The organism is Streptomyces sp. NPDC111606, from assembly GCF_055656945.1.
This window is the reverse complement of record NZ_JBVKBY010000001.1, coordinates 1453166-1474270: the sequence shown is the minus strand read 5'-3', so window position 1 is coordinate 1474270 and position 21105 is coordinate 1453166. Positions and strand designations below refer to the sequence as shown.

Annotated in this window: 22 protein-coding genes; 18 read left to right on the top strand and 4 right to left on the bottom strand. The window is 72.3% G+C overall.

Annotated features, from left to right (window positions below; translation table 11 throughout):
* Positions 1 to 4: 4 nt before the first annotated feature.
* Positions 5 to 1417: an MFS transporter gene (locus ACZ7M7_RS06700; RefSeq protein WP_472113412.1), complete on the bottom strand. Its 1413-nt coding sequence runs from the start codon at positions 1415 to 1417 to the stop codon at positions 5 to 7.
* Between the two features lie 69 nt (positions 1418 to 1486).
* Here ACZ7M7_RS06700 and ACZ7M7_RS06695 point away from each other — a divergent pair, with 69 nt between their 5' ends.
* The 4 genes from ACZ7M7_RS06695 (at position 1487) to ACZ7M7_RS06680 (ending at position 4336) form a co-directional block, all read left to right on the top strand.
* On the top strand, positions 1487 to 2041 hold the full coding sequence (locus ACZ7M7_RS06695; protein WP_472113409.1) for a winged helix-turn-helix transcriptional regulator: 555 nt from the start codon (positions 1487 to 1489) through the stop codon (positions 2039 to 2041).
* A gap of 95 nt (positions 2042 to 2136) precedes the next feature.
* Positions 2137 to 2448: a DUF6412 domain-containing protein gene (locus tag ACZ7M7_RS06690; RefSeq protein ID WP_472113406.1), complete on the top strand. Its 312-nt coding sequence runs from the start codon at positions 2137 to 2139 to the stop codon at positions 2446 to 2448.
* A gap of 117 nt (positions 2449 to 2565) precedes the next feature.
* Complete coding sequence (locus ACZ7M7_RS06685) at positions 2566 to 3279, top strand: YidC/Oxa1 family membrane protein insertase (protein WP_383608919.1); 714 nt, start codon at positions 2566 to 2568, stop codon at positions 3277 to 3279.
* A gap of 199 nt (positions 3280 to 3478) precedes the next feature.
* Positions 3479 to 4336 (top strand): fumarylacetoacetate hydrolase family protein, encoded by an 858-nt coding sequence (locus ACZ7M7_RS06680; protein ID WP_472113402.1) that lies wholly within the window; start codon positions 3479 to 3481, stop codon positions 4334 to 4336.
* 96 nt (positions 4337 to 4432) lie between these two features.
* On the opposite strand, the gene ACZ7M7_RS06675 is transcribed toward ACZ7M7_RS06680, so the two are convergent.
* Complete coding sequence (locus tag ACZ7M7_RS06675; RefSeq protein ID WP_451170956.1) at positions 4433 to 4948, bottom strand: heme-degrading domain-containing protein; 516 nt, start codon at positions 4946 to 4948, stop codon at positions 4433 to 4435.
* The gene (locus ACZ7M7_RS06670; protein WP_472113399.1) at positions 4948 to 6021 is read right to left on the bottom strand and encodes a Gfo/Idh/MocA family protein; all 1074 of its coding nucleotides are present in this window, start codon (positions 6019 to 6021) and stop codon (positions 4948 to 4950) included. The genes ACZ7M7_RS06675 and ACZ7M7_RS06670 overlap by 1 nt, the downstream gene beginning before the upstream one ends.
* Positions 6022 to 6077: 56 nt before the next feature.
* Between ACZ7M7_RS06670 and ACZ7M7_RS06665 the strand changes: the two genes are divergently transcribed.
* The 13 genes from ACZ7M7_RS06665 (at position 6078) to ACZ7M7_RS06605 (ending at position 18853) form a co-directional block, all read left to right on the top strand.
* The gene (locus tag ACZ7M7_RS06665) at positions 6078 to 7397 is read left to right on the top strand and encodes an ROK family transcriptional regulator (RefSeq protein ID WP_472113396.1); all 1320 of its coding nucleotides are present in this window, start codon (positions 6078 to 6080) and stop codon (positions 7395 to 7397) included.
* Positions 7398 to 7528: 131 nt separating this feature from the next.
* Positions 7529 to 8419 (top strand): hypothetical protein, encoded by an 891-nt coding sequence (locus ACZ7M7_RS06660; protein WP_472113393.1) that lies wholly within the window; start codon positions 7529 to 7531, stop codon positions 8417 to 8419.
* Positions 8420 to 8450: 31 nt separating this feature from the next.
* Entirely contained in the window at positions 8451 to 9206 is a 756-nt protein-coding gene (locus ACZ7M7_RS06655) for a GntR family transcriptional regulator (RefSeq protein ID WP_472113389.1), read from the top strand.
* A 141-nt stretch (positions 9207 to 9347) separates the two neighbouring features.
* Complete coding sequence (locus ACZ7M7_RS06650) at positions 9348 to 10472, top strand: TIGR03364 family FAD-dependent oxidoreductase (RefSeq protein ID WP_472113386.1); 1125 nt, start codon at positions 9348 to 9350, stop codon at positions 10470 to 10472.
* The gene (locus ACZ7M7_RS06645) at positions 10469 to 11164 is read left to right on the top strand and encodes a phosphonatase-like hydrolase (RefSeq protein WP_472113383.1); all 696 of its coding nucleotides are present in this window, start codon (positions 10469 to 10471) and stop codon (positions 11162 to 11164) included. The genes ACZ7M7_RS06650 and ACZ7M7_RS06645 overlap by 4 nt, the downstream gene beginning before the upstream one ends.
* Positions 11161 to 12219: an ABC transporter ATP-binding protein gene (locus ACZ7M7_RS06640; protein ID WP_472113380.1), complete on the top strand. Its 1059-nt coding sequence runs from the start codon at positions 11161 to 11163 to the stop codon at positions 12217 to 12219. Before ACZ7M7_RS06645 ends, ACZ7M7_RS06640 begins: the two co-directional genes overlap by 4 nt.
* Complete coding sequence (locus ACZ7M7_RS06635; RefSeq protein ID WP_383631012.1) at positions 12212 to 13120, top strand: 2-aminoethylphosphonate ABC transporter permease subunit; 909 nt, start codon at positions 12212 to 12214, stop codon at positions 13118 to 13120. Before ACZ7M7_RS06640 ends, ACZ7M7_RS06635 begins: the two co-directional genes overlap by 8 nt.
* Complete coding sequence (locus ACZ7M7_RS06630) at positions 13107 to 13904, top strand: ABC transporter permease (RefSeq protein WP_383631016.1); 798 nt, start codon at positions 13107 to 13109, stop codon at positions 13902 to 13904. Before ACZ7M7_RS06635 ends, ACZ7M7_RS06630 begins: the two co-directional genes overlap by 14 nt.
* 69 nt (positions 13905 to 13973) lie before the next feature.
* Positions 13974 to 15029, top strand: coding sequence for a 2-aminoethylphosphonate ABC transporter substrate-binding protein (locus ACZ7M7_RS06625; protein ID WP_472113376.1), 1056 nt, complete (start codon positions 13974 to 13976; stop codon positions 15027 to 15029).
* Between the two features lie 99 nt (positions 15030 to 15128).
* The gene (locus ACZ7M7_RS06620; protein WP_472113373.1) at positions 15129 to 16661 is read left to right on the top strand and encodes an alkaline phosphatase family protein; all 1533 of its coding nucleotides are present in this window, start codon (positions 15129 to 15131) and stop codon (positions 16659 to 16661) included.
* Positions 16662 to 16737: 76 nt separating this feature from the next.
* Positions 16738 to 17517 (top strand): HAD-IIA family hydrolase, encoded by a 780-nt coding sequence (locus ACZ7M7_RS06615; RefSeq protein ID WP_383608958.1) that lies wholly within the window; start codon positions 16738 to 16740, stop codon positions 17515 to 17517.
* A gap of 113 nt (positions 17518 to 17630) precedes the next feature.
* Positions 17631 to 18185: a hypothetical protein gene (locus tag ACZ7M7_RS06610; RefSeq protein WP_472113369.1), complete on the top strand. Its 555-nt coding sequence runs from the start codon at positions 17631 to 17633 to the stop codon at positions 18183 to 18185.
* A 2-nt stretch (positions 18186 to 18187) separates the two neighbouring features.
* The gene (locus ACZ7M7_RS06605) at positions 18188 to 18853 is read left to right on the top strand and encodes a class F sortase (protein WP_472113367.1); all 666 of its coding nucleotides are present in this window, start codon (positions 18188 to 18190) and stop codon (positions 18851 to 18853) included.
* Positions 18854 to 19078: 225 nt separating this feature from the next.
* On the opposite strand, the gene ACZ7M7_RS06600 is transcribed toward ACZ7M7_RS06605, so the two are convergent.
* Positions 19079 to 19858, bottom strand: a complete 780-nt coding sequence (locus ACZ7M7_RS06600) for a GAF and ANTAR domain-containing protein (protein ID WP_472113364.1) — start codon at positions 19856 to 19858, stop codon at positions 19079 to 19081.
* Positions 19859 to 20020: 162 nt separating this feature from the next.
* Between ACZ7M7_RS06600 and ACZ7M7_RS06595 the strand changes: the two genes are divergently transcribed.
* Entirely contained in the window at positions 20021 to 21052 is a 1032-nt protein-coding gene (locus tag ACZ7M7_RS06595; protein WP_472113361.1) for a glycoside hydrolase family 6 protein, read from the top strand.
* Positions 21053 to 21105: the final 53 nt, after the last annotated feature.

Genomic DNA, 21105 nt, shown 5'->3' with positions numbered 1-21105 from the left:
GCCCTCATGCTGCCGCCCCCCGCTCCCGCAGCACGCCCACGCTCACCGCCGCCACCAGCGCCAGCGCCGCCGACACCACCATCGCGATGTCCGCGCCCCGTGCCAGGCCGCCCCCGGCGGATGTGGCGAGGGCGATGGTCAGGGCCACCCCGGCGCAGGAGCCGATGTAGCGGAAGGTCTGCTGGGCGCCCGAGCCCATCGCGGCGCGCTGGGCCGGTACGGACTCCACCGCGAGCAGCGGCAGCGCGGCGTTCAGCAGGCCGCTGCCGATGCCGGCCAGCAGCAGGCCGGGCAGCAGCCGGGGCCAGGAACCCGCGTCGAGCGCGCCCAGCATCGCCAGGGCGCCGCCTGCGTGGAGGATGAAACCGATCGCCAGCTGCCACCGCGGTGACACCCGGCCGGACAGTCTGCGGGCCTGGAGGGCGACGGCGAAGGACAGGCCGGACCAGAGAAGGAACAGCCATGCCGTGTCCATCGCAGACAGGCCGAGCGTCTGCTGGAGCAGGGCCGGCAGGAAGCTGAACAGGCCGATCACCGCGAGCCCCGTGAACAGGCCGCCGGCGGAGGACGCGAGGAAGCGGGGGCGGCGGAGCAGGGACAGGTCGATCATCGGGGTCGCCGTGCGGCGCTCCACCGCGACGAAGAGACCCAGCAGGGCCACGCTCGCCAGGAGCAGCAGGCCCACGGGTGCCCTCAGCCAGCCGTCCCGGCCCAGGGTCAGCGCCGCCACCAGGGCGACCAGGGCCAGTCCGAAGGTGACGGCTCCGGCGAGGTCGGGGCGGCCGCCGCGTGGGGCGCGGGACTCGGTGAGTGTGCGCCGGGACAGGGCCGCCACGATCAGCGCGGCGGCGCCCAGGACGCCGTACCCGATCCGCCAGTTCGGCATCGCGCCGGCGACGACCGGGCCGAGCGCGATGCCGCCGCTCACGAACGCGCCCCAGACGCCGGTCGCGTGCAGGCGACCGCGCGCGGTCGGGAAGGCGTGGACGATCAGGCCGAGGCTGCTGGCGAGGAGGGCCGCGCTCGCCGCGCCCTGGGCGACGCGGGCCAGCGTGAAGAGCCAGGTGGTCGTCGTCAGGGCACCCATGGCCGTGGTGATACCCAGGGCGAAGGTGCCGGCGACGAAGATCCGGCGGCGGCCGTAGTCGTCGGCGAGGCTGCCGGCCACCAGAAGGAGTGCGGCGAGACCGAGCGGGGTGCCGTTCAGGAGCCAGGCCTGGGCGGAGAGCGGGGTGTGCAGGGCGGCGGCGGTCTGGGGGAGCGTGACCATCGGCGCGGTGTACGTCATCAGGGCCACGGCGGTGGCGGCGCTGGTGAGGGCGAGGGTGGCACGCGGGTTCGCGGGCTGCTCCGGGGCGGGGGCGGCCGACGTCTCGGTGGGCGCCGCAGTGAGAGTTCGTTCATTGAACCGAGGCATGCGTCCCACCGTAACATCGTAGGTTCGGTCATTGAACCAAGAAGGTGGAAAGGCGTTACAGTGGGCGCCATGGCACTGGGCAAGGACTACGCGACGCAGGAGTGCTCGATCGCCCGGGCGCTGGAGATCGTCGGCGAACGCTGGACGCTGCTCGTCGTCCGCGACGCCCTGTACGGCGTCCGGCGCTACAACGACTTCCTCGTCCACCTCGGCATCCCGCGCGCCGTCCTGGCGGCCCGCCTCCAGGCGCTCACCGCGGAGGGCATCCTCGACAAGCGCCGGTACCAGCAGTCGCCGCCGCGCGACGAGTACGTCCTCACCGACCGCGGCATCGCGCTGTGGCCCACCCTGCGCTCGCTCGGCCTGTGGGGCCGCGAGCACTTCGGCGAGGAGAAGCTGCGTGTCTTCCGGCATGCCGACTGCGGCACGGAACTCGGCCCGTACGGCGAATGCCCGGCCTGTGGAACCGTCGTACCCGTTCCGGACGTCGAGATGGTGCGGGGACCCGGACTTGATCCGAACCCGGCGGACCCGGTCGGCCGGGCCCTGCTCGGGCCCAAGCGCCTGCTGCAGCCCATCGAGGCCGAACCGGCCGGCGTGACGGATCCCGGGCATCCTGTATAACGAACGTCAGGACGAGTTCGACCGGACGAGTTCGATCGGGCGCGTTCGTCAGGACGAGTTCGTCGGGGCAAGTGCTCACGAGGGGAGGGCCGTCGATGATCCGCAGCTGGACCCGTCTGCGTCCCGCCGCCGTGCTGGTGCTGCTCTTCCTTGAGGTCGCCCTGCTCGACACCGGCAGCCTCTCCGCGACCGTCGCGCTGGCCGCGACCGCCGCCGCCGGTTCCGCGTTCGCCGTCTGCTCGCTCCTCGCCTCGCGCGCCGCCCCCGCGGTGCCGCCCACGCGCGTGCGCACCGCCATCCGCGACCGGGCCCGCCGTACGGCATTCCTGCCGCAACGCGACCCCGACGCCTCGGGCCGGCCCCGGCCCCGGGCACCCGGACACGCCCTCCCGGCGACCGCCGCGTAGGGCACGCATCGGAAACAGCTCCCACGTGTGACCCCGCGCGGGTCGTCATGCCGCCATGCCGATTTCCGGCATTCAGCTCATTCCACCGGCACGACGAGACCCCCGGAGGGCTCACCCATGTCCGTTTTCGCCGACCTTGTTCAGCAACTCGCCGACCTGCTCCAACCGCTGTTCGGCGCCACCGCTGCCGCCGCCGCGATCGTCCTGTTCACCGCGCTCGTACGGCTGCTCGTGCATCCGCTGTCCCGGGCCTCCGCGCGCGGGCAGAAGGCGCGGGCCGAGCTCCAGCCGAAGATCGCCGAGCTGCGCAAGAAGCATGGGAAGAACCCGGAGCGGCTCCAGCAGGCCGTGATGGAGCTGCACACCAAGGAGAAGGTGTCGCCGCTGTCCGGGTGCCTGCCCAGCCTGTTCCAGCTGCCCGCCTTCTTCCTCCTCTACCACCTGTTCTCGAACACGACGATCGGCGGGAAGGCGAACGAGCTGCTGTCGCACCAGCTCTTCGCGGCGCCCCTCGGGGACCGGTGGGCGGACGCGCTCGGCGACGGTGGGGCGTTCGGGGGTGCCGGGCTCGTGTACCTCGGGCTGTTCGTGGTCGTCGCCTGCGTCGCCGCGTTCAACTACGGCCGTACGAAGCGGATGATGGCCGCCAATCCGGCGGTGCCGGTGGTCGACGGGGAGCCGGTGCCGGGAATGGGGGCCGTGAGCAAGGTCATGCCGTTCATGTCCTTCTTCACGCTCTTCACCGTGGCGGTGGTGCCGCTGGCGGCCGCGCTGTACGTCGTGACCAGTACGACCTGGAGCGCGGTGGAGCGGGCTGTGCTCTATCGCTGACCGAACTCTGCCGCTGGCCGGCGTGGACCCGTGGGGGCTCGCGGCCTGGGTCCGCGGCCTGGGGTCCGCCGTCCTCCGAGCCTACGGTCCAGTACGTGAACCGGGTATTGCGGACTGGCCGTAGACCTTGGAGGATCGACCAGTCCTCCGATGGCTGCACCCGTCGGCGGGCGCCCCGCGATCGAGGGAGATTGTGATCATGAAGCTGCTGCGAGTCGGTACGGCAGGAGCGGAGCGGCCCGCGCTGCTCGACGCCGAGGGGACCCTGCGGGATCTGTCGGGCGTCGTGCCGGACATCGACGGACCGCTGCTCGCCGACGACGCCGCGCTCGGCCGGATCCGCGCGGCGGCGGACGCCGGTGAGCTGCCCGAGCTGGACGCCACCGGGCTGCGGGTCGGGCCGCCGCTGGGGCGCATCGGCAAGGTCGTGTGCATCGGGCTGAACTACCACGACCACGCCCGCGAGACCGGCGCCGAGCCGCCCGCCGAGCCGGTCATCTTCTTCAAGGCCGCGGACACGGTCGTCGGACCGAACGACACGGTGCTGGTCCCTCGCCGGTCGACCAAGACCGACTGGGAGGTCGAGCTCGCGGTCGTCATCGGACGTACGGCCCGGTATGTGGAGTCGGCCGAGGAGGCGCTCGCGCATGTCGCCGGGTACGCGGTGGCGCACGACGTGTCCGAGCGGGAGTTCCAGATCGAGCGGGGCGGGACCTGGGACAAGGGCAAGAACTGCGAGACGTTCAACCCGCTGGGGCCCTGGCTGGTGACGGCGGACGAGGTGCCGGACCCGCAGAACCTCGCGCTGAAGCTGTGGGTCAACGGCGAGCTGAAGCAGGACGGCACCACGGCCGAGCAGATCTTTCCGGTCGCCGAAGTCGTGCGGTACGTCAGCCAGTTCATGACGCTGTATCCCGGGGACGTCATCAACACGGGTACGCCGGCGGGGGTTGCGATGGGGCAGCCCGAGCCGAAGCCGTTCCTGCGGGCCGGGGATGTTGTTGAGCTGGAGATCCAGGGGCTCGGTCGGCAGCGGCAAGAGCTCAAGGATGCCTAAGGGGCGGGGGACTGCGCTAGTTCGGCGACTGCGGATGGTGCGTGGTTGCTCGCGCAGTTCCCCGCGCCTCTGAAAAACAGAAGCAGGGCGCTGCCCTTACTGCTTCTCCAGGAAGTGCTTCAGCGCCTCCACCACCATCCGGTGGTCCTCCAGCTGGGGCAGGCCGCTCACCGTCACTGACCCGATGACGCCCGCGCCCTCGACGTTGATGGGGAAGGAACCGCCGTGCGCCGCGTAGGTGTCGGGGTCCAGGCGGGAGGAGTCCTCGAAGGTCGTGCCCTTGGCGCGGAAGCGGGCGCCGACGACGTAGGAGGACGTGGCGTAGCGCTCCACCACCCGGCGCTTGCGGGCGATCCAGGCGTCGTTGTCGGGGGTGGAGCCGGGCAGGGCCGCGTGGAAGAGCTGCTGGCCGGCCCGGTGGATGTCGATGGCGACCGGGGCCTGGCGCTCGCGGGCCATCTCGACGAGGAGGGAGCCGAGCGCCCACGCGTCCTCGTAGGTGAACTGCCGGAAGACCAGGCCGCGTTCCTGGGCCTCCAGTTCCTCCAGGGACGGGGTGATCTCCGGGTGGAACTTCGGGGTGATCCCCGGGTTGTGCGTCTTGTTGGTCATCACAGCTTCACCACCACTGCGTCGCGTGCCGAACGGTGTGCCGCTTCCAGGACGTCGAGGGCGGATGCCGCCTCCAGGGCCGTCACCGGGTTGGGGCCGCCGTCCAGCAGGGCCTTTGCCACGGCCGCATAGTAGGCGGGGTAGTCGCCGGGGAGGGTGCGTTCGACGCGACCGCCGCCCGTCAGGGGAGACTCGCCGGAGCCGACCCGGCCCCACAGCGACTCGGGCTCCGTGCCCCAGCCGGCAGTCGTGTCCGGGCGCTGCCCCTCGCGCAGGGCCGCCTCCTGCGGGTCCAGGCCGTACTTGACGTAGCCGGCCTTCGAGCCCAGCACCCGGAAACGCGGGCCCAGTTGGGCGGTCGTCGCGGAGGCGTACAGGTGGGAGCGGACGCCGTTCGCGTGCGTGAGCGCGATGAACGTGTCGTCGTCCGTCTCCGCGCCGGCGCGGCGGACGACCGCCTCGGCGTACACCTGCGTGACCGGGCCGAAGAGGACCAGTGCCTGGTCGACGACATGGCTGCCGAGGTCGTACAGCAGACCTCCGATCTCTGCCGGGTCGCCGGACTCCCGCCAGCCGCCCTTGGGCTGCGGGCGCCAGCGTTCGAAGCGGGACTCGAAGCGCCATACGTCGCCCAGTTCGCCCTCGGCCAGGAGCCGGCGCAGCGTCAGGAAGTCGTTGTCCCAGCGGCGGTTCTGGAAGACCGACAGGAGCAGGCCGCGCTCCTCGGCCAGCGCCGCCAGCTCGCGTGCCTCGGCCGCGGTGCCGGCGATCGGCTTGTCGACGACGACGGGGAGGCCCGCCTTCAGGGCGGCGGTCGCCAGCGGGACGTGCGTCTTGTTGGGGGACGCGATGACGACCAGGTCGAGGTCGTCGGCGCGGGCGAGCAGTTCGTCGGGCGTGGCGGCGACGCGTACGTCCGGGTGCTCGGTGCGGGCCTGCTTCTGCCGCTCGGGGTTCGACGTGACCACCGTGTCCAGGGCGAGCCCCTCGGTGGTGGCGATCAGCGGGGCGTGGAAGACGGAGCCTGCGAGGCCGTAGCCGACCAGGCCGACGCGGAGGGGAGTAGCACTCATGAATCCCACTTTCGCAACGCTGTTGCCAAAGTGCAAGCGCCGGGGACAATGGGTGCGTGAAGCATGGTGTGGACAGTGGCCTGAACGGTGGCGTGGCCGGCGGCGTGAATCTGGGCGCCCTGCGCACTCACAACACCGCGCTCGTGCTCGACCTGCTGCGCACGGCCGGTCCCGAGGGCATCAGCCGGCTCGAGCTCGCCGAGCGCACCGGCCTCACCCCGCAGGCGGTCAGCAAGATCACCGCCCGGCTGCGGGAGGACGGGCTCGTGGCGGAGGCGGGGCGCCGGGCGTCGACGGGAGGCAAGCCGCGCACGGTGCTGCGGCTGGTACCGGAGGCCGGGCATGCGGTCGGCGTGCACCTGGACCGGGACGAGCTGACGGCCGTGCTCTGCGATCTGACCGGTGCCGTGATCGCCCGGCGCCGGACCCCGCTGGACCTGGGGGCCGGTGCGGAGACGGTCGTCGAGCGTGCTGTGCGGGAGGTGGGGGAGTTGGTGGCCGGGGGCGGTCGGCAGGGTGCCGTGCTCGGCGTCGGCGTGGCGCTGCCCGGGCCGCTCGACCACCGGCGCGGTGTGCTGCACCGGGTCACCGGGTTCCCGGAGTGGAACGGCTTCCCGCTGCGCGACGTGCTCGCCCGGCGCCTCTCGCTGCCGGTCGTGGTCGACAAGGACACCAACGCGGCGGCGCTCGGGCTTGCGGTGCGCGGTGCGGTTGGGGGTGGGGCGGCGTCCGGCACGGCCGCGCCTGGGACGGCCGGGGCTGGCGGCGCCGTGCCCGTCATTGCCGGGGCCGACGCGAGCGCCTCCGGGACCACCGCGCCTCTCACTGCCGCGCCCGGCACCTCGGCCTCGGGCATGTCCGCCTCGGCCGTCCCCGCGTCCGGCGCCACCCCCTCCGGCGCCACCCCCTCCGGCGCCTCCTTCGCCTACCTCCACTTCGGCGCCGGCCTCGGCGGCGGGCTGGTCATCGGGGGAGCGGTGCACCGCGGGACCCGTACCGGGGCGGGGGAGTTCGGGCATCAGGTCGTCCAGCTGGACGGCCCGCCCTGCGGGTGCGGCAACCGTGGCTGTGTCGAGGCGTTGTGCCTGGCCGCCGTGGCCCGCGGTGACCTGGCGGAGGCGGCCCGGGTGCTCGGCACGGCCGCGGGCAACCTGGTCGCGCTGCTCGACGTCGACCTCGTGCTGCTGGGTGGCCGTACGGTCGCCGCCGCGCCGGAGACCTTCGTACGCGGTGTCGCCGCCGTGCTCGACGAGCGTGCCCGGCGCGCGGGCGAGGACGCCGTGCCGGTGCGGGTCGCCGCAGGCGGGGAGCGCGGGGTCGCCGAGGGGGCGGCCCAGTTGCTGCTGGCGCCGTTGTTCGGGCGGGCCGAGGGGTGAGGCGGCGGCGTTGAGGCTCGTGGCTGCGCCCTCGGCCCCCACGGCGGGCGTCCGCTGATCGAGCGGACTTGCGAAGCCGTACGGAATGGCACCGCCGGGAACCCGCCCTCACCCGGCATGGTCATGTGTTCATGCGACTGCACACACCCGCCTCCCTCTGCCTCGCAGCAGCCGCCCTCCTCGCCGCGGCGCCCCCGGTGCACGCGGTGCCCTCGGCCGAGCTGCCCAGCTGCGCCACCGACGACCGCGCCTTCCCCCTCACGACCCGCCTCCACGGCGGCCCCGACTCCTACGTGGCCGGCGGCGGATTCGGCACCTGGTACCTGGACCTCACCAACAAGACCGGCCGCACCTGCACCGGCATCCACCCCGTCGTCGTCCTCATCGACGCCGAGCGGGCCCTCAAGCCGCCCCAGCCCCGCCTGGAGTTCTACGGCAGCCCGAGCGGCAGTCCGAGCAGCAGCCCGACGGGCGGCGCGGACGGCGGCCCGGACCGTGCCCGCCCCCACCCCGTCCAATTCGAGACCACCGACGAGGACGAACTCGTCGGCGCCTTCGGCGGGTCCGGCGACTTCCCCGGCTTCACCGTCGGCCCCCGCAGGACGGTCACCGTGAAGGTCCGGCTCGCCGTCACCTCGGACGCCGTACCGAACAAGGTCACGGCCAACGCGGCCGTCGTCCAGCGGCACGAGGGCGACGGCGACTGGGTCGGCCAGTCCAACGACTACCGCTTTACCATCGACGCCGACCCGGCAGACCCGGCCCACCGGACCGGTAAGGCCGAGCCGGCCGACACGGCCTCTCCCACCGACCCGGCCGACCGCGAGTCCTCGGCGTCCCCGGGCGCCTCCGCCGCCGCGAACCCCTCGGCGACCCCCGGCGCCGACAACCCCCGCGGCCATCTCAGCCTCGCCGACGAACTGGCCCGTACCGGCCTCACACCCCCCGGCGCCACGTTCGCCACCACCGCGGCCCTCCTCCTGGCCGGCATCACGCTGCTCGTCGCCCGGAGGCGCCGCTGAAGGTGCCCGCCCCGTCTGCGACGATCCCTGCGTGGACTACCCGAACAACCAGGCCCCCGGCGCCCCCGTGCGCCAGGGCATCCCGGAGCACGGCCGGATCCCGAAGTACTACGCGGCGAAGGCCCGGCTCGACCTCCTTGTCGGCGAACTCGGCGAGGGCGACCCGCTCCCCACCGAGCGCGACCTCTCCGAGGAGTACGAGGTCGCCCGCGAGACCGTCCGGCAGGCGATCCGCGAACTGGTGCTGGAGGGCAAGCTGCGGCGGCGGGGACGGGGCACGGTCGTCGCCGGGCCCAAGCTCGAACAGCCCCTCTCGCTCGCCAGCTACACCGAGGGCGTACGGCGGCAGGGCCGCACCCCCGGCCGTAGCCTCGTCACCCTCGACCGCTTCCCCTGCCCCGCCGCCCTCGCCGCCGAGACCGGCCTCGTACGCGGCGAGCCCGTCTGGCACATGGAGCGCGTCCTGCTCGCCGACGACGAGCGGGTCGGCCTGGAGAGCACGTACGTCGCCGTCGCCCGGGTGCCCCGGCTGGACGCCGACTTCGACCCCGACTCCTCCTTCTACGCCTTCCTGCACGGACAGGGCATCGTCTTCGGCGACGCCGACGAGCGCCTGGAGACCGTGCTGGCGACCCCGCGCGAGGCCCTGCTCATCGGGACGCCGCCCGCCCTCCCGATGCTGCTGATCCACCGGGTCTCACGGGACACCGACGGGGAGCCGCTGGAGCGGGTGCGGACGCTGTTCCGGGGAGACCGGTTCTCGTTCACCACCCGTCTGCGCGGCTGAAAAGTCCGGAATTCGACCTGTTCACCACGTCGTCGAATATCACGAAGGGGTAACGGGTCTAGCCCAAACGTGATGGCCAGTTCACGCTCTCGTTGTCAGCCGGACCCTTCCGGTTACCGAATCCCGAGGAGCGTGGCCGTCGTGAGAGTGATAGTCGTCGGAGCCGGCGTGGTGGGCACCATGCACGCCTGGCAAGCAGTGGAACGCGGCCACGAGGTCGTACAGATCGAGCGCGAGGCGGAGGCTCGCGGCGCGTCGTTGCGCAACTTCGGACAGATCTGGGTGAGCGGACGCGCGGGCGGCGAGGAGCTGCGGACCGCGCTCAGGGCCCGGGAGATGTGGGAGGAAATCGGAGCCCGCGTGCAGGGCCTCGGCTTCCGGCCGAACGGCTCCCTGACCCCCGTCCGCGGCGACCTGGAGCTCGCCGTCGCCGAGGCCGCCGTGGCGCGCGAGGACGCCGCCGCCCGCGGACACAAACTGCTGACGCCCGACGAGGCGCGTGCCGTGAACCCCGCCCTGCGCGGCGACTTCACCGCCGCCCTGTACTGCGAGCGGGACGCCGCCGTCGAGCCGCGCACCGCACAGCTCGCCCTGCGCGAGGAACTGCTGAAGTCCCCGAACTACACCTTCAGGCCCGGCCGGGAGGTCCGCGAGGTCATCGGCGGCAGCGCCGTCCGCGACGACCACGGGGACGTGCACAGCGGCGACATCGTCGTCCTGTGCACGGGCGCCTGGCTCGGCGGCCTGGTCCGCGAGCTGGCCGGCCCCGACCTGCCCGTGCGCCGCGTCCGCCTGCAGATGATGCAGACCGCCCCGCTGGGCGAGCCGCTGCCCACCTCGGTCGCCGACTCGGACAGCTTCCGCTACTACCCGGCGTACGCCTCAGCCGCGCTCGACGCCCTCAACGCCGGTCAGGCGCAGGCCGAGACCGCCGCGGCCCACCGGATGCAGCTGCTGATGGTGCAGCGCGCCGACGGCGGGCTGACCATCGGCGACACCCACGAGTACGAGCACCCCTTCGCCTTCGACACCCTCGAGGACCCCTACGACCACCTCACCGAGGTCGTCGAGTCCCTCCTCGGCCGCCCGCTGCCGAAGATCCGGCGCCGCTGGGCCGGGGTGTACGCGCAGTGCACGGACACCTCCCGGGTCGTGCACCGGCAGCAGGTGCGCGACGGGGTGTGGCTGGTGACCGGGCCCGGCGGGCGCGGGATGACCTGCTCGCCCGCGATAGCCGAGACGACCGCGAACGAACTGGGTTGGTGAAGAAGTTGACGAACAATCAGCGGACGCGGCTGGTCGTGCTCGACATGGCCGGTACGACCGTCGCCGACGGCGGCCTCGTCGAGCGGGCCTTCGCGGCGGCCGCCGCGGAACTGGGCGTCGAGCCCGGCTCCCCGGACCACGCCGACAAGCTCGCCTACGTACGCGCCACCATGGGCGAGTCCAAGATCTCCGTCTTCCGGCATCTGTTCGGCGCCGAGGAGCGGGCCCAGCGTGCCAACGCGGCCTTCGAGGAGGCGTACGGCGAACTCGTCGACGGCGGGCTCGTCGCACCCGTCCCCGGCGCCCGCGAGGCCATCGAGGAGCTCCAGGCCGGCGGCCGCACCGTCGTCCTCACCACCGGTTTCGCCCGGGTCACCCAGGACGCGATCCTCGACGCGCTCGGCTGGCAGGACCTCGTCCCCCTCACCCTGTGCCCGGCCGACGCCGGGGGCCGGGGGCGGCCGTACCCGGACATGGTCCTCACCGCGCTCCTGCGGACGGCGGCCGCCGACGACGTCCGGGAGATCGCCGTCGCCGGCGACACCTCCTACGACATGCTCAGCGGCGTCCGCGCGGGCGCGGGCCTGGTCGCCGGTGTCCTGACCGGCGCGCACGAAGCGGACGCGCTGCGGGCGGCCGGCGCGACCCATGTCCTCGGCTCCGTCGCGGAGTTGCCAGGAGTGCTGACATGAGCGGCATCCGTTTCGACTCCGTCAGCGTCGCCTACGACGGCAACATCGTCCTCGACTCCCTCGACCTCACCGTCGAGCCCGGCGAGGTCATGGCGCTGCTCGGGCCGTCCGGATCCGGCAAGACCACCGCGCTGCGGGCGGTCGCCGGGTTCGTACGGCCCGCCTCCGGGCGGGTGTTCCTCGGCGGACAGGACGTGACGGACCTGCCGCCGTACCGGCGGGGCATCGGGATGGTCGTCCAGCAGTACGCGCTCTTCCCGCACATGCGGGTCGAGGAGAACGTCGCCTTCGGACTGAAGGCGCAGAAGGCTCCCAGGGTCTCCAAGGCCGAGATCCGCACCCGGGTCGCCGAGGCGCTGGAGATGACGGGCATGGCCGCCTACGCCCGCCGCTACCCGCGCGAGCTGTCCGGCGGCCAGCAGCAGCGCGTCGCCATCGCCCGCGCGCTCGCCATCCGCCCCGGCGTCCTCCTCCTCGACGAACCGCTCTCCGCCCTCGACGCCCGCCTGCGCTCCGGCATGCTCGCCGAACTGGCCCGCCTGCACCGTGAGTTGCCCGACGTCACGATCCTGTACGTCACCCACGACCAGGTCGAGGCCCTCACCCTCGCCGACCGGATCGCGGTGATGGACAGTGCCCGCCTCCAGGCCTGCGGCACCCCGCGGGAGCTGTACCGGGCGCCGGCCAACGAGTTCACCGCGTCCTTCGTCGGGAACGCCAACCTGCTGCCGGTGACGGTCGGTTCGGGCGGCGTCGCCTTCGGCGGCGGCGAGCTGAAGGTGGACACGGAGGGCGCGGCGCCGGGTGCGAAGGCGACGCTCTGTATACGGCCCCACCTCGTCGGCCTCGGCGACGGACCCAACGGGCTTTCCGGGACCGTGACGGAGATCCAGTGGCGCGGGTCCACTCATCGGCTGTACGTCGAGGTCGAGGGCCACCGGGTCATCGCCGACCTGCGCGAACTCAGGGACCCGCCCGCTCACGGCGACGAGGTCATCCTGCACTTCTCCCCGGACGACGCGGTACTGCTGACCGCGGGAGTCACCCATGACTGAGCGCTCCGCGGGAAGCGCCGCGATCGGCCGTCGAGTGTCCGCGGGCCGGTCGTGGCTGGTCGCGCAGTTCCCCGCGCCCCTCAGGGGCGCCGCGCTGTTGTGGGCCGCCCCGCCCGTCGCCCTCCTCGCCCTCGTCTTCCTCTACCCGCTCGCCCTCGTGGTCCAGCAGTCCCTCCAGCCGGACACCGGCGGTACCTCGCTGGAGCCGTACGCCGACGTCTTCGCCTCCGACGCGTTCCGTGAGGCGCTGTGGACCACCGTGTGGCTGGCCGTCGGCTCGACCGTCGGGTGTCTGGTCCTCGGATTCGTGATCGCGCTCGTCATCGCCTTCGTGCCCTTCCCCGGGGCACGGGCGGTGGCCCGCTTCATCGACGTCTTCCTGTCCTTCCCGTCCTTCCTGATCACGCTGGCCCTGCTGTTCATCTACGGCACGGTCGGCATGGCCAACGGCCTGTGGACCGACGTCACCGGCGCCCAGGACGGCCCCTTCCAGTTCCTCACCACGCCCTGGGGGGTCCTGCTCGCCGAGATCACGTACTTCACGCCGTTCGTCGTACGACCGCTGCTCGCGGCCTTCTCCCAGCTGGACACCGCCCAGCTGGAGGCGGCCGGTTCGCTCGGCGCGCGCCCGCTGCGCATCATCCGCCTGGTGATCCTCCCCGAGGCGCTGCCCGCCCTCGCCGCGGGCGGCAGCCTCGTACTGGTCCTGTGCCTCAACGAGTTCGGCATCGTCCTGTTCACCGGCGCGAAAGGCGTCACGACCCTGCCGATGCTCGTCTACAGCAAGGCGATCCTGGAGTCCGACTACCCGGGCGCGTGCGTGGTCGCCGTCGTCAACGTCCTGATCTCCGTGGGCCTCTACGGCCTCTACCGGGTGGTGAGCCGCCGTGCTCGTGCATAGCCGCGGGGCCAAGTGGGCCGTATGGGCCCTGTTCCTCGTCCTGTTCCTGCCCCTGTTCGCCCTTCCGCTCCTCGTCGTGCTCGGCGCCTCCTTCGCCACCAACTGGTCGAGCGTGCTGCCCTCCGGCTTCACGACCGGCCACTACGGCGCAGCCACCCGCGGCGAGGCCCTCCAGGCCCTCACCACCAGCCTGGCCACGGCCGCCGCCGCGAGCCTGCTCGCCCTGGCCGCCGGGACCTGGGCGGCCCTCGCGGCGGCCGGGCTGAAGAAGCGGTACCGCAGGGTTCTGGACGCGCTCTTCGTCCTGCCGGTCGCGGTGCCCTCGGTGGTCGTCGGCCTCGCGATCCTGGTGGCGTTCTCCCAGCCGCCGTTCCTGCTCAACGGCACCCGGGAGATCGTGATCCTCGCCCACACCGTCCTGATCACCGCCTTCGCCTACCAGTCCGTGTCCGCAGCCCTGGCCCGCCTCGACCCGGCGTACGAACAGGCCGCCGCCTCCCTCGGCGCCCGGCCCGCGTACGTGCTGTGGCGGGTCAGGCTCCCCCTCCTGCTGCCGTCCCTCACCGCTGCCGCCGGCCTCTGCTTCGCCCTGTCCATGGGCGAGTTGAGCGCCACGATGATGCTCTACCCGCCCGACTGGACCCCGCTGCCCGTCCTGATCTATGCGGCCACCGACCGCGGTGCCCTCTTCGCCGGCTCCGCCCTCGCGGTGGTCCTGATGGCGGCGACGCTGCTCGCGCTGTTCGCCGTCTCCCGCATCCGCACCCGAGCCTCTTACCGCTGACCCGCAGCCCCGGCTCGCCCCGCCGATCCGGCTCGCAAGAACCCTCAACGCGCAAGGAGTTCCTCCGCCATGCCCAGAAACAGCCTCAAGCTCGCCATAGCCCTCTCCCTCCTCGCCACCCCGGTCCTGTCCGCCTGCGGCGGCAACTCCGCCGCCGCCGACGAGAAGGCCGTCACCGTCTACAGCGCCGACGGCCTCAAGGGCGAGAACGGCGACGGCTGGTACGACCGGATCTTCAAGGACTTCGAGAAGCAGACCGGCATCAAGGTCGAGTACGTCGAGGGCGGCTCGGGCGAGATGGTGCAGCGCGCCGCCCGCGAGAAGGGCAACCCGCAGGCCGACGTGATCGTCACGCTCCCGCCCTTCATCCAGCAGGCCGACGGCAAGGGCCTGCTGCAGAAGTACGCCCCGAAGGGCTCCGACCAGGTCAGCGCCGCCGACAAGGCCGCCGGTGCGACCTGGACCTCGGTCGTGAACAACTACTTCGGGTTCATCTACAACAAGAACGAGCTGAAGCAGGCGCCCACCACGTGGGAGGAGCTGCTGGAGGGCAAGTACAAGAACAAGCTCCAGTACTCCACCCCGGGCGTCGCCGGCGACGGAACGGCCGTGCTCATCAAGGCCATGCACGACTTCGGCGGCGAGAAGCCCGCCATGGACTACCTCCGCAACCTCCAGTCCAACAACGTCGGACCCTCCGCCTCCACCGGCAGGCTCGCGCCCAAGGTCGACAAGGGTGAACTGCTCGTCGCCAACGGTGACGTCCAGATGAACTTCGCCCAGTCCAAGACCATGCCGAACCTCGGCATCTGGTTCCCTGCGAAGGACGGCGGCAAGCCCACCACCTTCGCCCTGCCTTACGCCGCCGGTCTCGTCACCGACGCCCCCCACACCGAGAACGGCAGGAAGCTCCTCGACTTCATGCTGAGCCAGGACGCCCAGAAGCAGGTCAGCGAGATCGGCGGCGGCTTCAGCGCCCGCCAGGACGTCAAGGCCACCGACGCCAACGCCACCGCGCTCGCCGAGATCATCGACGGAGTCGAGGTCTTCGAGCCCGACTGGGACGACATCGACAAGAACCTGACCTCGTACGTCGACGCCTGGAAGTCGGCCACCGACAGCTGACCCACCCCGTACGGACCGCACCACGCAACGCCCCTGGCACCACACCGGGGGCGTCGCCATGCCCGCTCGCACCCGCACACACCCGCTCAGGAGGATCACGTGACGTCACACCTGTCCCGCCGCACCGTCCTCACCACCACCTCGGCGACCGCCGCCACCCTGGCACTCGGCGCCTCCACCGCGCCCGGCGCCCACGCCCTGCCCACGCTCCCGAACGGCACCAGCACGGACAAGGTGCTCGTCATCGGCATGGACGGCCTGCGGCACGACCGCATCGACGCGGCCAACGCCCCGCACCTGAAGGCCATGATGAGCGAGGGCACGTACGGCACCTCGCTGCTGTACTCGGGCCCGATGGCCGCCACCTCCTCGGGACCCGGCTGGTCCACCATCGCCACCGGCGTCTGGCCCGACAAGCACGGCGTGAAGGACAACACCTTCATCGGCAAGAACTACGCCCGCTACCCCGGCTTCCTCGCCCGCCTCGCCCAGGTCCGGCCCGCCCTGTCCACCTACGCCGCCGTCGACTGGAAGCCCCTGGACACCCAGGGCACCGTCACCCCCGGCGCGGACGCCAAGCTGGTCCTCGACGGCGACGCCGACGGCTACACGGGGCACGACGCCACCATCGCCGCCGAGACCGAGGCGCTGCTGCGCAACCAGAACCCGGACGTCCTGTTCGTCTACTTCGGTCAGTCCGACATCGTGGGCCACAACCAGGGCGCGGGCAGCCAGGCCTACCTCGACCAGATCGCCGTCCAGGACGCGTTCGTCGGCCGGCTGCGCGCCGCGATCAAGGCCCGGCCCGGCTACGCCTCCGAGCGCTGGACGGTCATCGTCGCCACCGACCACGGCCACACGGACCCGGGCGGCCACGGCGGGTCCTCGATCGAGGAGCGGCGTACGTTCGTCCTCGCCACCGGCCCCGGCATCGCCGCGGGCGCCCGTCCCATCGACACCCGGCTCGTCGACGTCGTCCCCACCGTTCTCAAGCAGCTCGGCATCCCCGTCGACCCCGCCTGGGGCCTGGACGGCAAGCCGGTCCAGGAGCGCTCCGGCGACCCCTTCGACGCACTCACCCTGTCCACCCGTACGGACGAGACGGGCATCCCGTCGACCGTCCGGGGCTACACGCACACCCCGCCCGGCGGCTGGTCCGTCATCAACAACGCCATGGGCACCGGCGGCATGACCGAGTGGCGCGGCTGGGCGTTCGCCACCGACGAGTTCTGGTCCCGCACCCAGCGCGACCAGTGGCGTGAGCTCAACGTCCGCGCCCGCGGCGTCTTCGCGGTCGCCGACTCCGACGAGTGGGCCGACAAGAGCTTCTCCGGCCCGTACGACTCGACGCTGGTGACCCCGGCGTACGACGTCACCGGGCAGACCCGGGTGCGGCTGGACTTCACGACCCTCTACCGGCAGGAGGGCTCCCAGACGGCGCAGATCCTCGCGTCCTTCAACGGCGGCACGCCCACCGTCGTCAAGAGCTACACCTCCGATGTCGTCTCGCAGCCGCAGTCCGTTTCCGTCGACGTCCCCGCCGGGGCCTCCAGCGTGAGCTTCCGGTTCCGCTACACCGGGTCCAACAACTGGTACTGGGTGATCGACGGGGTCAGGATCAGCCACTCCTGATTACTCTGGGGGCGTCGGTACGCCGTGGTTCCGGCGCCCCCAGCTCATCCCGTACGCAGGCCAGGAGCACAGCAACATGGCAGACCGCAAGCCCATCGATTCTTGGCTCACCGACATGGACGGCGTGCTCATCCACGAGGGCGTCCCGATTCCCGGCGCCGACGCCTTCATCAAGAGGCTGCGCGAGTCCGGCAAGCCCTTCCTCGTCCTCACCAACAACTCGATGTACACCCCGCGCGACCTGCACGCCCGGCTGAACCGCATGGGCCTGGAGGTGCCGATCGAGAACATCTGGACCTCGGCGCTGGCCACCGCCAAGTTCCTCGACGTCCAGCGCCCGGGCGGCTCGGCGTACGTCATCGGCGAGGCCGGCCTGACCACCGCGCTGCACGACATCGGGTACATCCTCACCGACCACGACCCGGACTACGTCGTCCTCGGCGAGACCCGCACCTACTCCTTCGAGGCCATGACCAAGGCCGTCCGGCTGATCAACGCCGGCGCCCGTTTCATCTGCACCAACCCCGACGAGACGGGGCCGTCGACCGAGGGCCCGCTGCCCGCGACCGGCGCCGTCGCCGCGCTGATCACCAAGGCGACCGGCAAGCAGCCGTACTTCGCGGGCAAGCCGAACCCGCTGATGATGCGGACCGGCCTGAACGCCATCGGGGCGCACTCCGAGTCCAGCGCCATGATCGGCGACCGCATGGACACCGACGTGCTGGCCGGCATGGAGGCCGGGATGCAGACGTTCCTGGTGCTCACCGGGCTGACCCGGCCCGAGCAGGTGGAGAACTTCCCGTACCGGCCCTCCAAGGTCGTCGACTCCATCGCGGACCTCGTCGACCGGATCTGAAACCAGGGGACGGGGAAACGGGGCGCAACACGACCCGTACGGAGCAGTGCGGCCCCGCTGAGGATGCGGGGCCGGTGCCCCGGGGGGAGTCTCCAGGTAACTGGAGGTTCACGATGGGATCACTGCGGGTCACTCTCTGTGCGATGGCCGCCCTGGGCGCGGTCGCCGTCACTCCGGCGGCACACGCGGCGGACGGGGGTGTCTCGGTCAGCCCGTCGTCCCCCCGCCCGGGCGGGGACATCGTGCTGCACGTGAGCGGATGCCCGGAGCGGGCCGCCGAGGCCGTCTCCGAGGCGTTCGTCGCCGACGCCCGCCTCACCGTCGGCGCCGACGGCACCCTCACCGGCGAGAGCCGCATCCGCTCCACGCTCAAGGCGGGCACGTACGACATCACGGTCGCCTGCGGGGAGCTGTCCCGCACCGGCGCGGTCACCGTCGCCGGGCCGCAGGGCGCGCGGCACGGGGCGGAGCCGTCGGGCCACGCCTCTCCCGTGGCGCCCGTGCCCGCCGGCGGCGGTGGCACCGCCCGGCTCGCCGTCGTGGACGCCCGTGAGGCCGGCCCCGGCACGGCGCACACCGTGACCGGGCTGATCCTCGCCGGTGTCGCCGCGACCGCCGTGGCGCTGCGCAGCGCCCGCCGCAGCCGCGAGCAGCGCAGGCCGCACTGACCATGACCGAGCACGAACGCCCCGCCTACGGGGGCCGTCTGCTCATGGGCGTGGCCTGGACCGTGCTGCTGCTCGGACTGTGGCTGTGGGGGCGCGAGGTCACCGACGTACAACAGGGCATCTCCGCACCCGTGGCCGGCGACGTGGCCGCGGTCGGCCGCCCGCCGCAGGTGGACCTGCCGCCCGCCGCCCGCCCGCTGGGCGACGCGCTGCCGCAACGCCTCGACGTCCCCGGGCTCGGGATCCAGGCCCCGGTGGTCGCCCGGGGTCTCGACCGCCACGGCGCCATCGATCCACCGCCCTACGTCCAGGCCGCCGACGTCGGCTGGTACGCGGCCGGGGTGAAGCCCGGAGCCGTCGGGGCCGCGCTGATGGTGGGTCACGTCGACACCCGGAGCAGCCCGGCCGTGTTCCACCGCCTCCGCGCGCTGAAGCCGGGCGCGACGGTGCGGGTGCTCCGCGACGACGGCAAGGTCGCCGAGTTCACCGTGGACGACGTCGACGTCGTCCCCCGCAACCGCTTCGACGCCCACCAGGCCTACGGCACCCACCACCGGGGCCGCGCCGAACTGCGCCTCCTCACCTGCGGCGGCACCTTCGACCGAACGACCCGCACCTACACGGCGAACGTGATCGTGTCGGCGTACCTCACGGGGTCGGGGCTGTGACGGCCGCAGCCGTTCACCTGGCCCGGTCGACGACCGCTCCCCCGAAGTCGCCGACCGGGCTGGTCCTCGACCGCGCGCGCACGGGCTGCGGGAGTAACCCGGCGACCGGCGCGGGAGGCTTTGAGTGACCAGAGTTGGGGGGCTCGTCCGACCGGGGGCTGGGGTCGTCCGGAAATGACTCTAGAGCGGATGGCGGCCGTGGCCCAGAGGAAGTCCGCGGGGGTGCTACGCGCGTCCCTCGTCGTTCGCACGCCCCGCCTCCCGGCGCAGTTCGGCGTCGTCCGCCACCCGGTCGATGACCTCCTGCGCGACCCGGTCCAGCGGTAGCCGGCGCCGGCGCGCGTACTGCCGCATCGCCACGAAGGCGTGGTCGGCGGCAGTGTGCCAGCGCTCGGCCAGCATGCCCTTGGCCTGTTCGATGCGCACCCTGCTGGACAGCGCCTGCTGCAACTGACCGGCGAGGCTGCGGCACTGGACGTACGTCGTGTTGTTCTCCAGGCCCAGGGCCGCGCAGTCGGCGAGGAGCTGGGCCAGCCGCAGCGTCGTACCGTCCTCGGACGGGGAGCCGCCGGTGCGGTCGGCGCCGAAGACGTTGAGCGCGCCGAGCAGCCGGTCCCGGCGGCGCAGCGGGACCGCGTACGTCGTCGCGATGTCGTGGGCGAGCGCCCGCTCCGTGAACTCCGGCCAGCGGGAGTCCGTCCGGGCCGCCCTGATCGAGACCGGCGGCACCGCCAGCCCGGAGCTGTAACTGTCCGGACAGGGCCCGCCGCCGTACTGGGCCCGCAGCAGCTCCAAGGTGATATCCCGGTCCGCGCCGCCCGCCGCCAGCGACACCGCCCGGCCGTCGTCGATCAGCATGAACCCGGCGCCCCGCGCGGCCAGCAACCCCACGCAGTGGTCGGCGACGCCCGATAAGTAGTGCGCGGCCTCGAATCCGTCGACGAGCGTGTCCGCCGACTCCACCAACGCCTCCGCCAGCCGGATCTCCCGGGTGCTCCGGTGCATGACCGCACCCTCCCCTTCCCCTGTCGCCCTTTTTTCCCCTGTCGTTGTGGCAGCCGTCATAGTGGCTGTAACAGCTCCCCGACAAGGCTCGGCGAACTCGTGTGCCCCACGACACGTATGTCAGGATTGAGACTTGGAACAGTGCACCCGAGGGGGAGCTGGATGTACCTGAACAGGGGGGCCTGGCGGGGGGCTCGCGCGCGGACGTCCGCGGTGGTGCTGGGGGCGGCACTGCTGATGGCGGGCTGTTCGTCCTCCGGGGACGGCGACGACCCCGACGACAGCGCCGGCGCCGGAATCAGTCAACAGCCCAAGGAGACCGACCCGTTCTGGGTGAACCCGGACGGGAACGCGGCCGAGCAGGTGGCGGCCTATGCGAAGGCCGGCAAGAAGGAGGACGCCGAGGAGATCCGCAAGATAGCGGAGCAGCCGACGGGCGAGTGGATCGGCCCGGAGAGCCCGGAGGAGGAGGCACGCGGCTTCACCGAGGCCGCCGACAAGGCGGGCCGTACGGCCCTGCTGGTCCTCTACAACATCCCGCACCGCGACTGCGGCCAGTACTCGCAGGGCGGCGCCGCCGACGGCAACGCCTACCGGAGCTGGATCGACGGTGTGGCCAAGGGCATCGGGGACCGGGACACGGCGGTGATCCTGGAGCCGGACGCGGTCCTGCACCTGGTCGACGGCTGCACCCCCGGCGAGTTCCACGAGGAGCGCTACGACCTCCTCAAGGGCGCCATCACCAAGCTCAAGTCCCTGAAGAAGACCAAGGTCTACGTCGACGCGGGCAACGCCGGCTGGGGTCACCCCGACCAGATCTTCGAGCCCCTGAAGCGGGCGGGCATCGACCAGGCCGACGGGTTCTCCGTCAACGTCTCCAACTTCTACACGACCGAGGACTCGATCAAGTACGGCAAGGAACTGTCCACCAAGGTGGGCAACAAGCCGTTCGTCATCGACACCAGCCGCAACGGCAACGGCCCCTACACCGAGGGCAACCCGGACGAGCGCTGGTGCAACCCGCCGGGCCGCGCGCTGGGGGAGACGCCCACGACCAAGACGACCGACCCGCTGGTCGACGCGTACGTGTGGGTCAAGCGCCCGGGCGAGTCGGACGGCGAGTGCAAGGGCGGCCCGAAGGCGGGCGAGTGGTGGGCCCAGTACGCCTTGGGTCTCGCGAAGGCCAGCAAGTAGCTGCTACGTGAATTGGGGCGCCCTCCGTCGCGGAGGGCGCCCCAATTGCGTGT

Excerpts from the sequence above, each read along its gene's own strand:
- ACZ7M7_RS06615 (WP_383608958.1), top strand. The coding sequence starts at position 16,738 with ATGGCAGACCGCAAGCCCATCGATTCTTGGCTCACCGACATGGACGGC.
- ACZ7M7_RS06675 (WP_451170956.1), bottom strand. The coding sequence starts at position 4,948 with ATGACCAACAAGACGCACAACCCGGGGATCACCCCGAAGTTCCACCCG.
- ACZ7M7_RS06695 (WP_472113409.1), top strand. The coding sequence starts at position 1,487 with ATGGCACTGGGCAAGGACTACGCGACGCAGGAGTGCTCGATCGCCCGG.
- ACZ7M7_RS06700 (WP_472113412.1), bottom strand. The coding sequence starts at position 1,417 with ATGCCTCGGTTCAATGAACGAACTCTCACTGCGGCGCCCACCGAGACG.
- ACZ7M7_RS06625 (WP_472113376.1), top strand. The coding sequence starts at position 13,974 with ATGCCCAGAAACAGCCTCAAGCTCGCCATAGCCCTCTCCCTCCTCGCC.
- ACZ7M7_RS06595 (WP_472113361.1), top strand. The coding sequence starts at position 20,021 with ATGTACCTGAACAGGGGGGCCTGGCGGGGGGCTCGCGCGCGGACGTCC.
- ACZ7M7_RS06690 (WP_472113406.1), top strand. The coding sequence starts at position 2,137 with ATGATCCGCAGCTGGACCCGTCTGCGTCCCGCCGCCGTGCTGGTGCTG.
- ACZ7M7_RS06635 (WP_383631012.1), top strand. The coding sequence starts at position 12,212 with ATGACTGAGCGCTCCGCGGGAAGCGCCGCGATCGGCCGTCGAGTGTCC.
- ACZ7M7_RS06640 (WP_472113380.1), top strand. The coding sequence starts at position 11,161 with ATGAGCGGCATCCGTTTCGACTCCGTCAGCGTCGCCTACGACGGCAAC.
- ACZ7M7_RS06660 (WP_472113393.1), top strand. The coding sequence starts at position 7,529 with ATGCGACTGCACACACCCGCCTCCCTCTGCCTCGCAGCAGCCGCCCTC.
- ACZ7M7_RS06670 (WP_472113399.1), bottom strand. The coding sequence starts at position 6,021 with ATGAGTGCTACTCCCCTCCGCGTCGGCCTGGTCGGCTACGGCCTCGCA.
- ACZ7M7_RS06610 (WP_472113369.1), top strand. The coding sequence starts at position 17,631 with ATGGGATCACTGCGGGTCACTCTCTGTGCGATGGCCGCCCTGGGCGCG.
- ACZ7M7_RS06605 (WP_472113367.1), top strand. The coding sequence starts at position 18,188 with ATGACCGAGCACGAACGCCCCGCCTACGGGGGCCGTCTGCTCATGGGC.
- ACZ7M7_RS06600 (WP_472113364.1), bottom strand. The coding sequence starts at position 19,858 with ATGCACCGGAGCACCCGGGAGATCCGGCTGGCGGAGGCGTTGGTGGAG.
- ACZ7M7_RS06680 (WP_472113402.1), top strand. The coding sequence starts at position 3,479 with ATGAAGCTGCTGCGAGTCGGTACGGCAGGAGCGGAGCGGCCCGCGCTG.
- ACZ7M7_RS06685 (WP_383608919.1), top strand. The coding sequence starts at position 2,566 with ATGTCCGTTTTCGCCGACCTTGTTCAGCAACTCGCCGACCTGCTCCAA.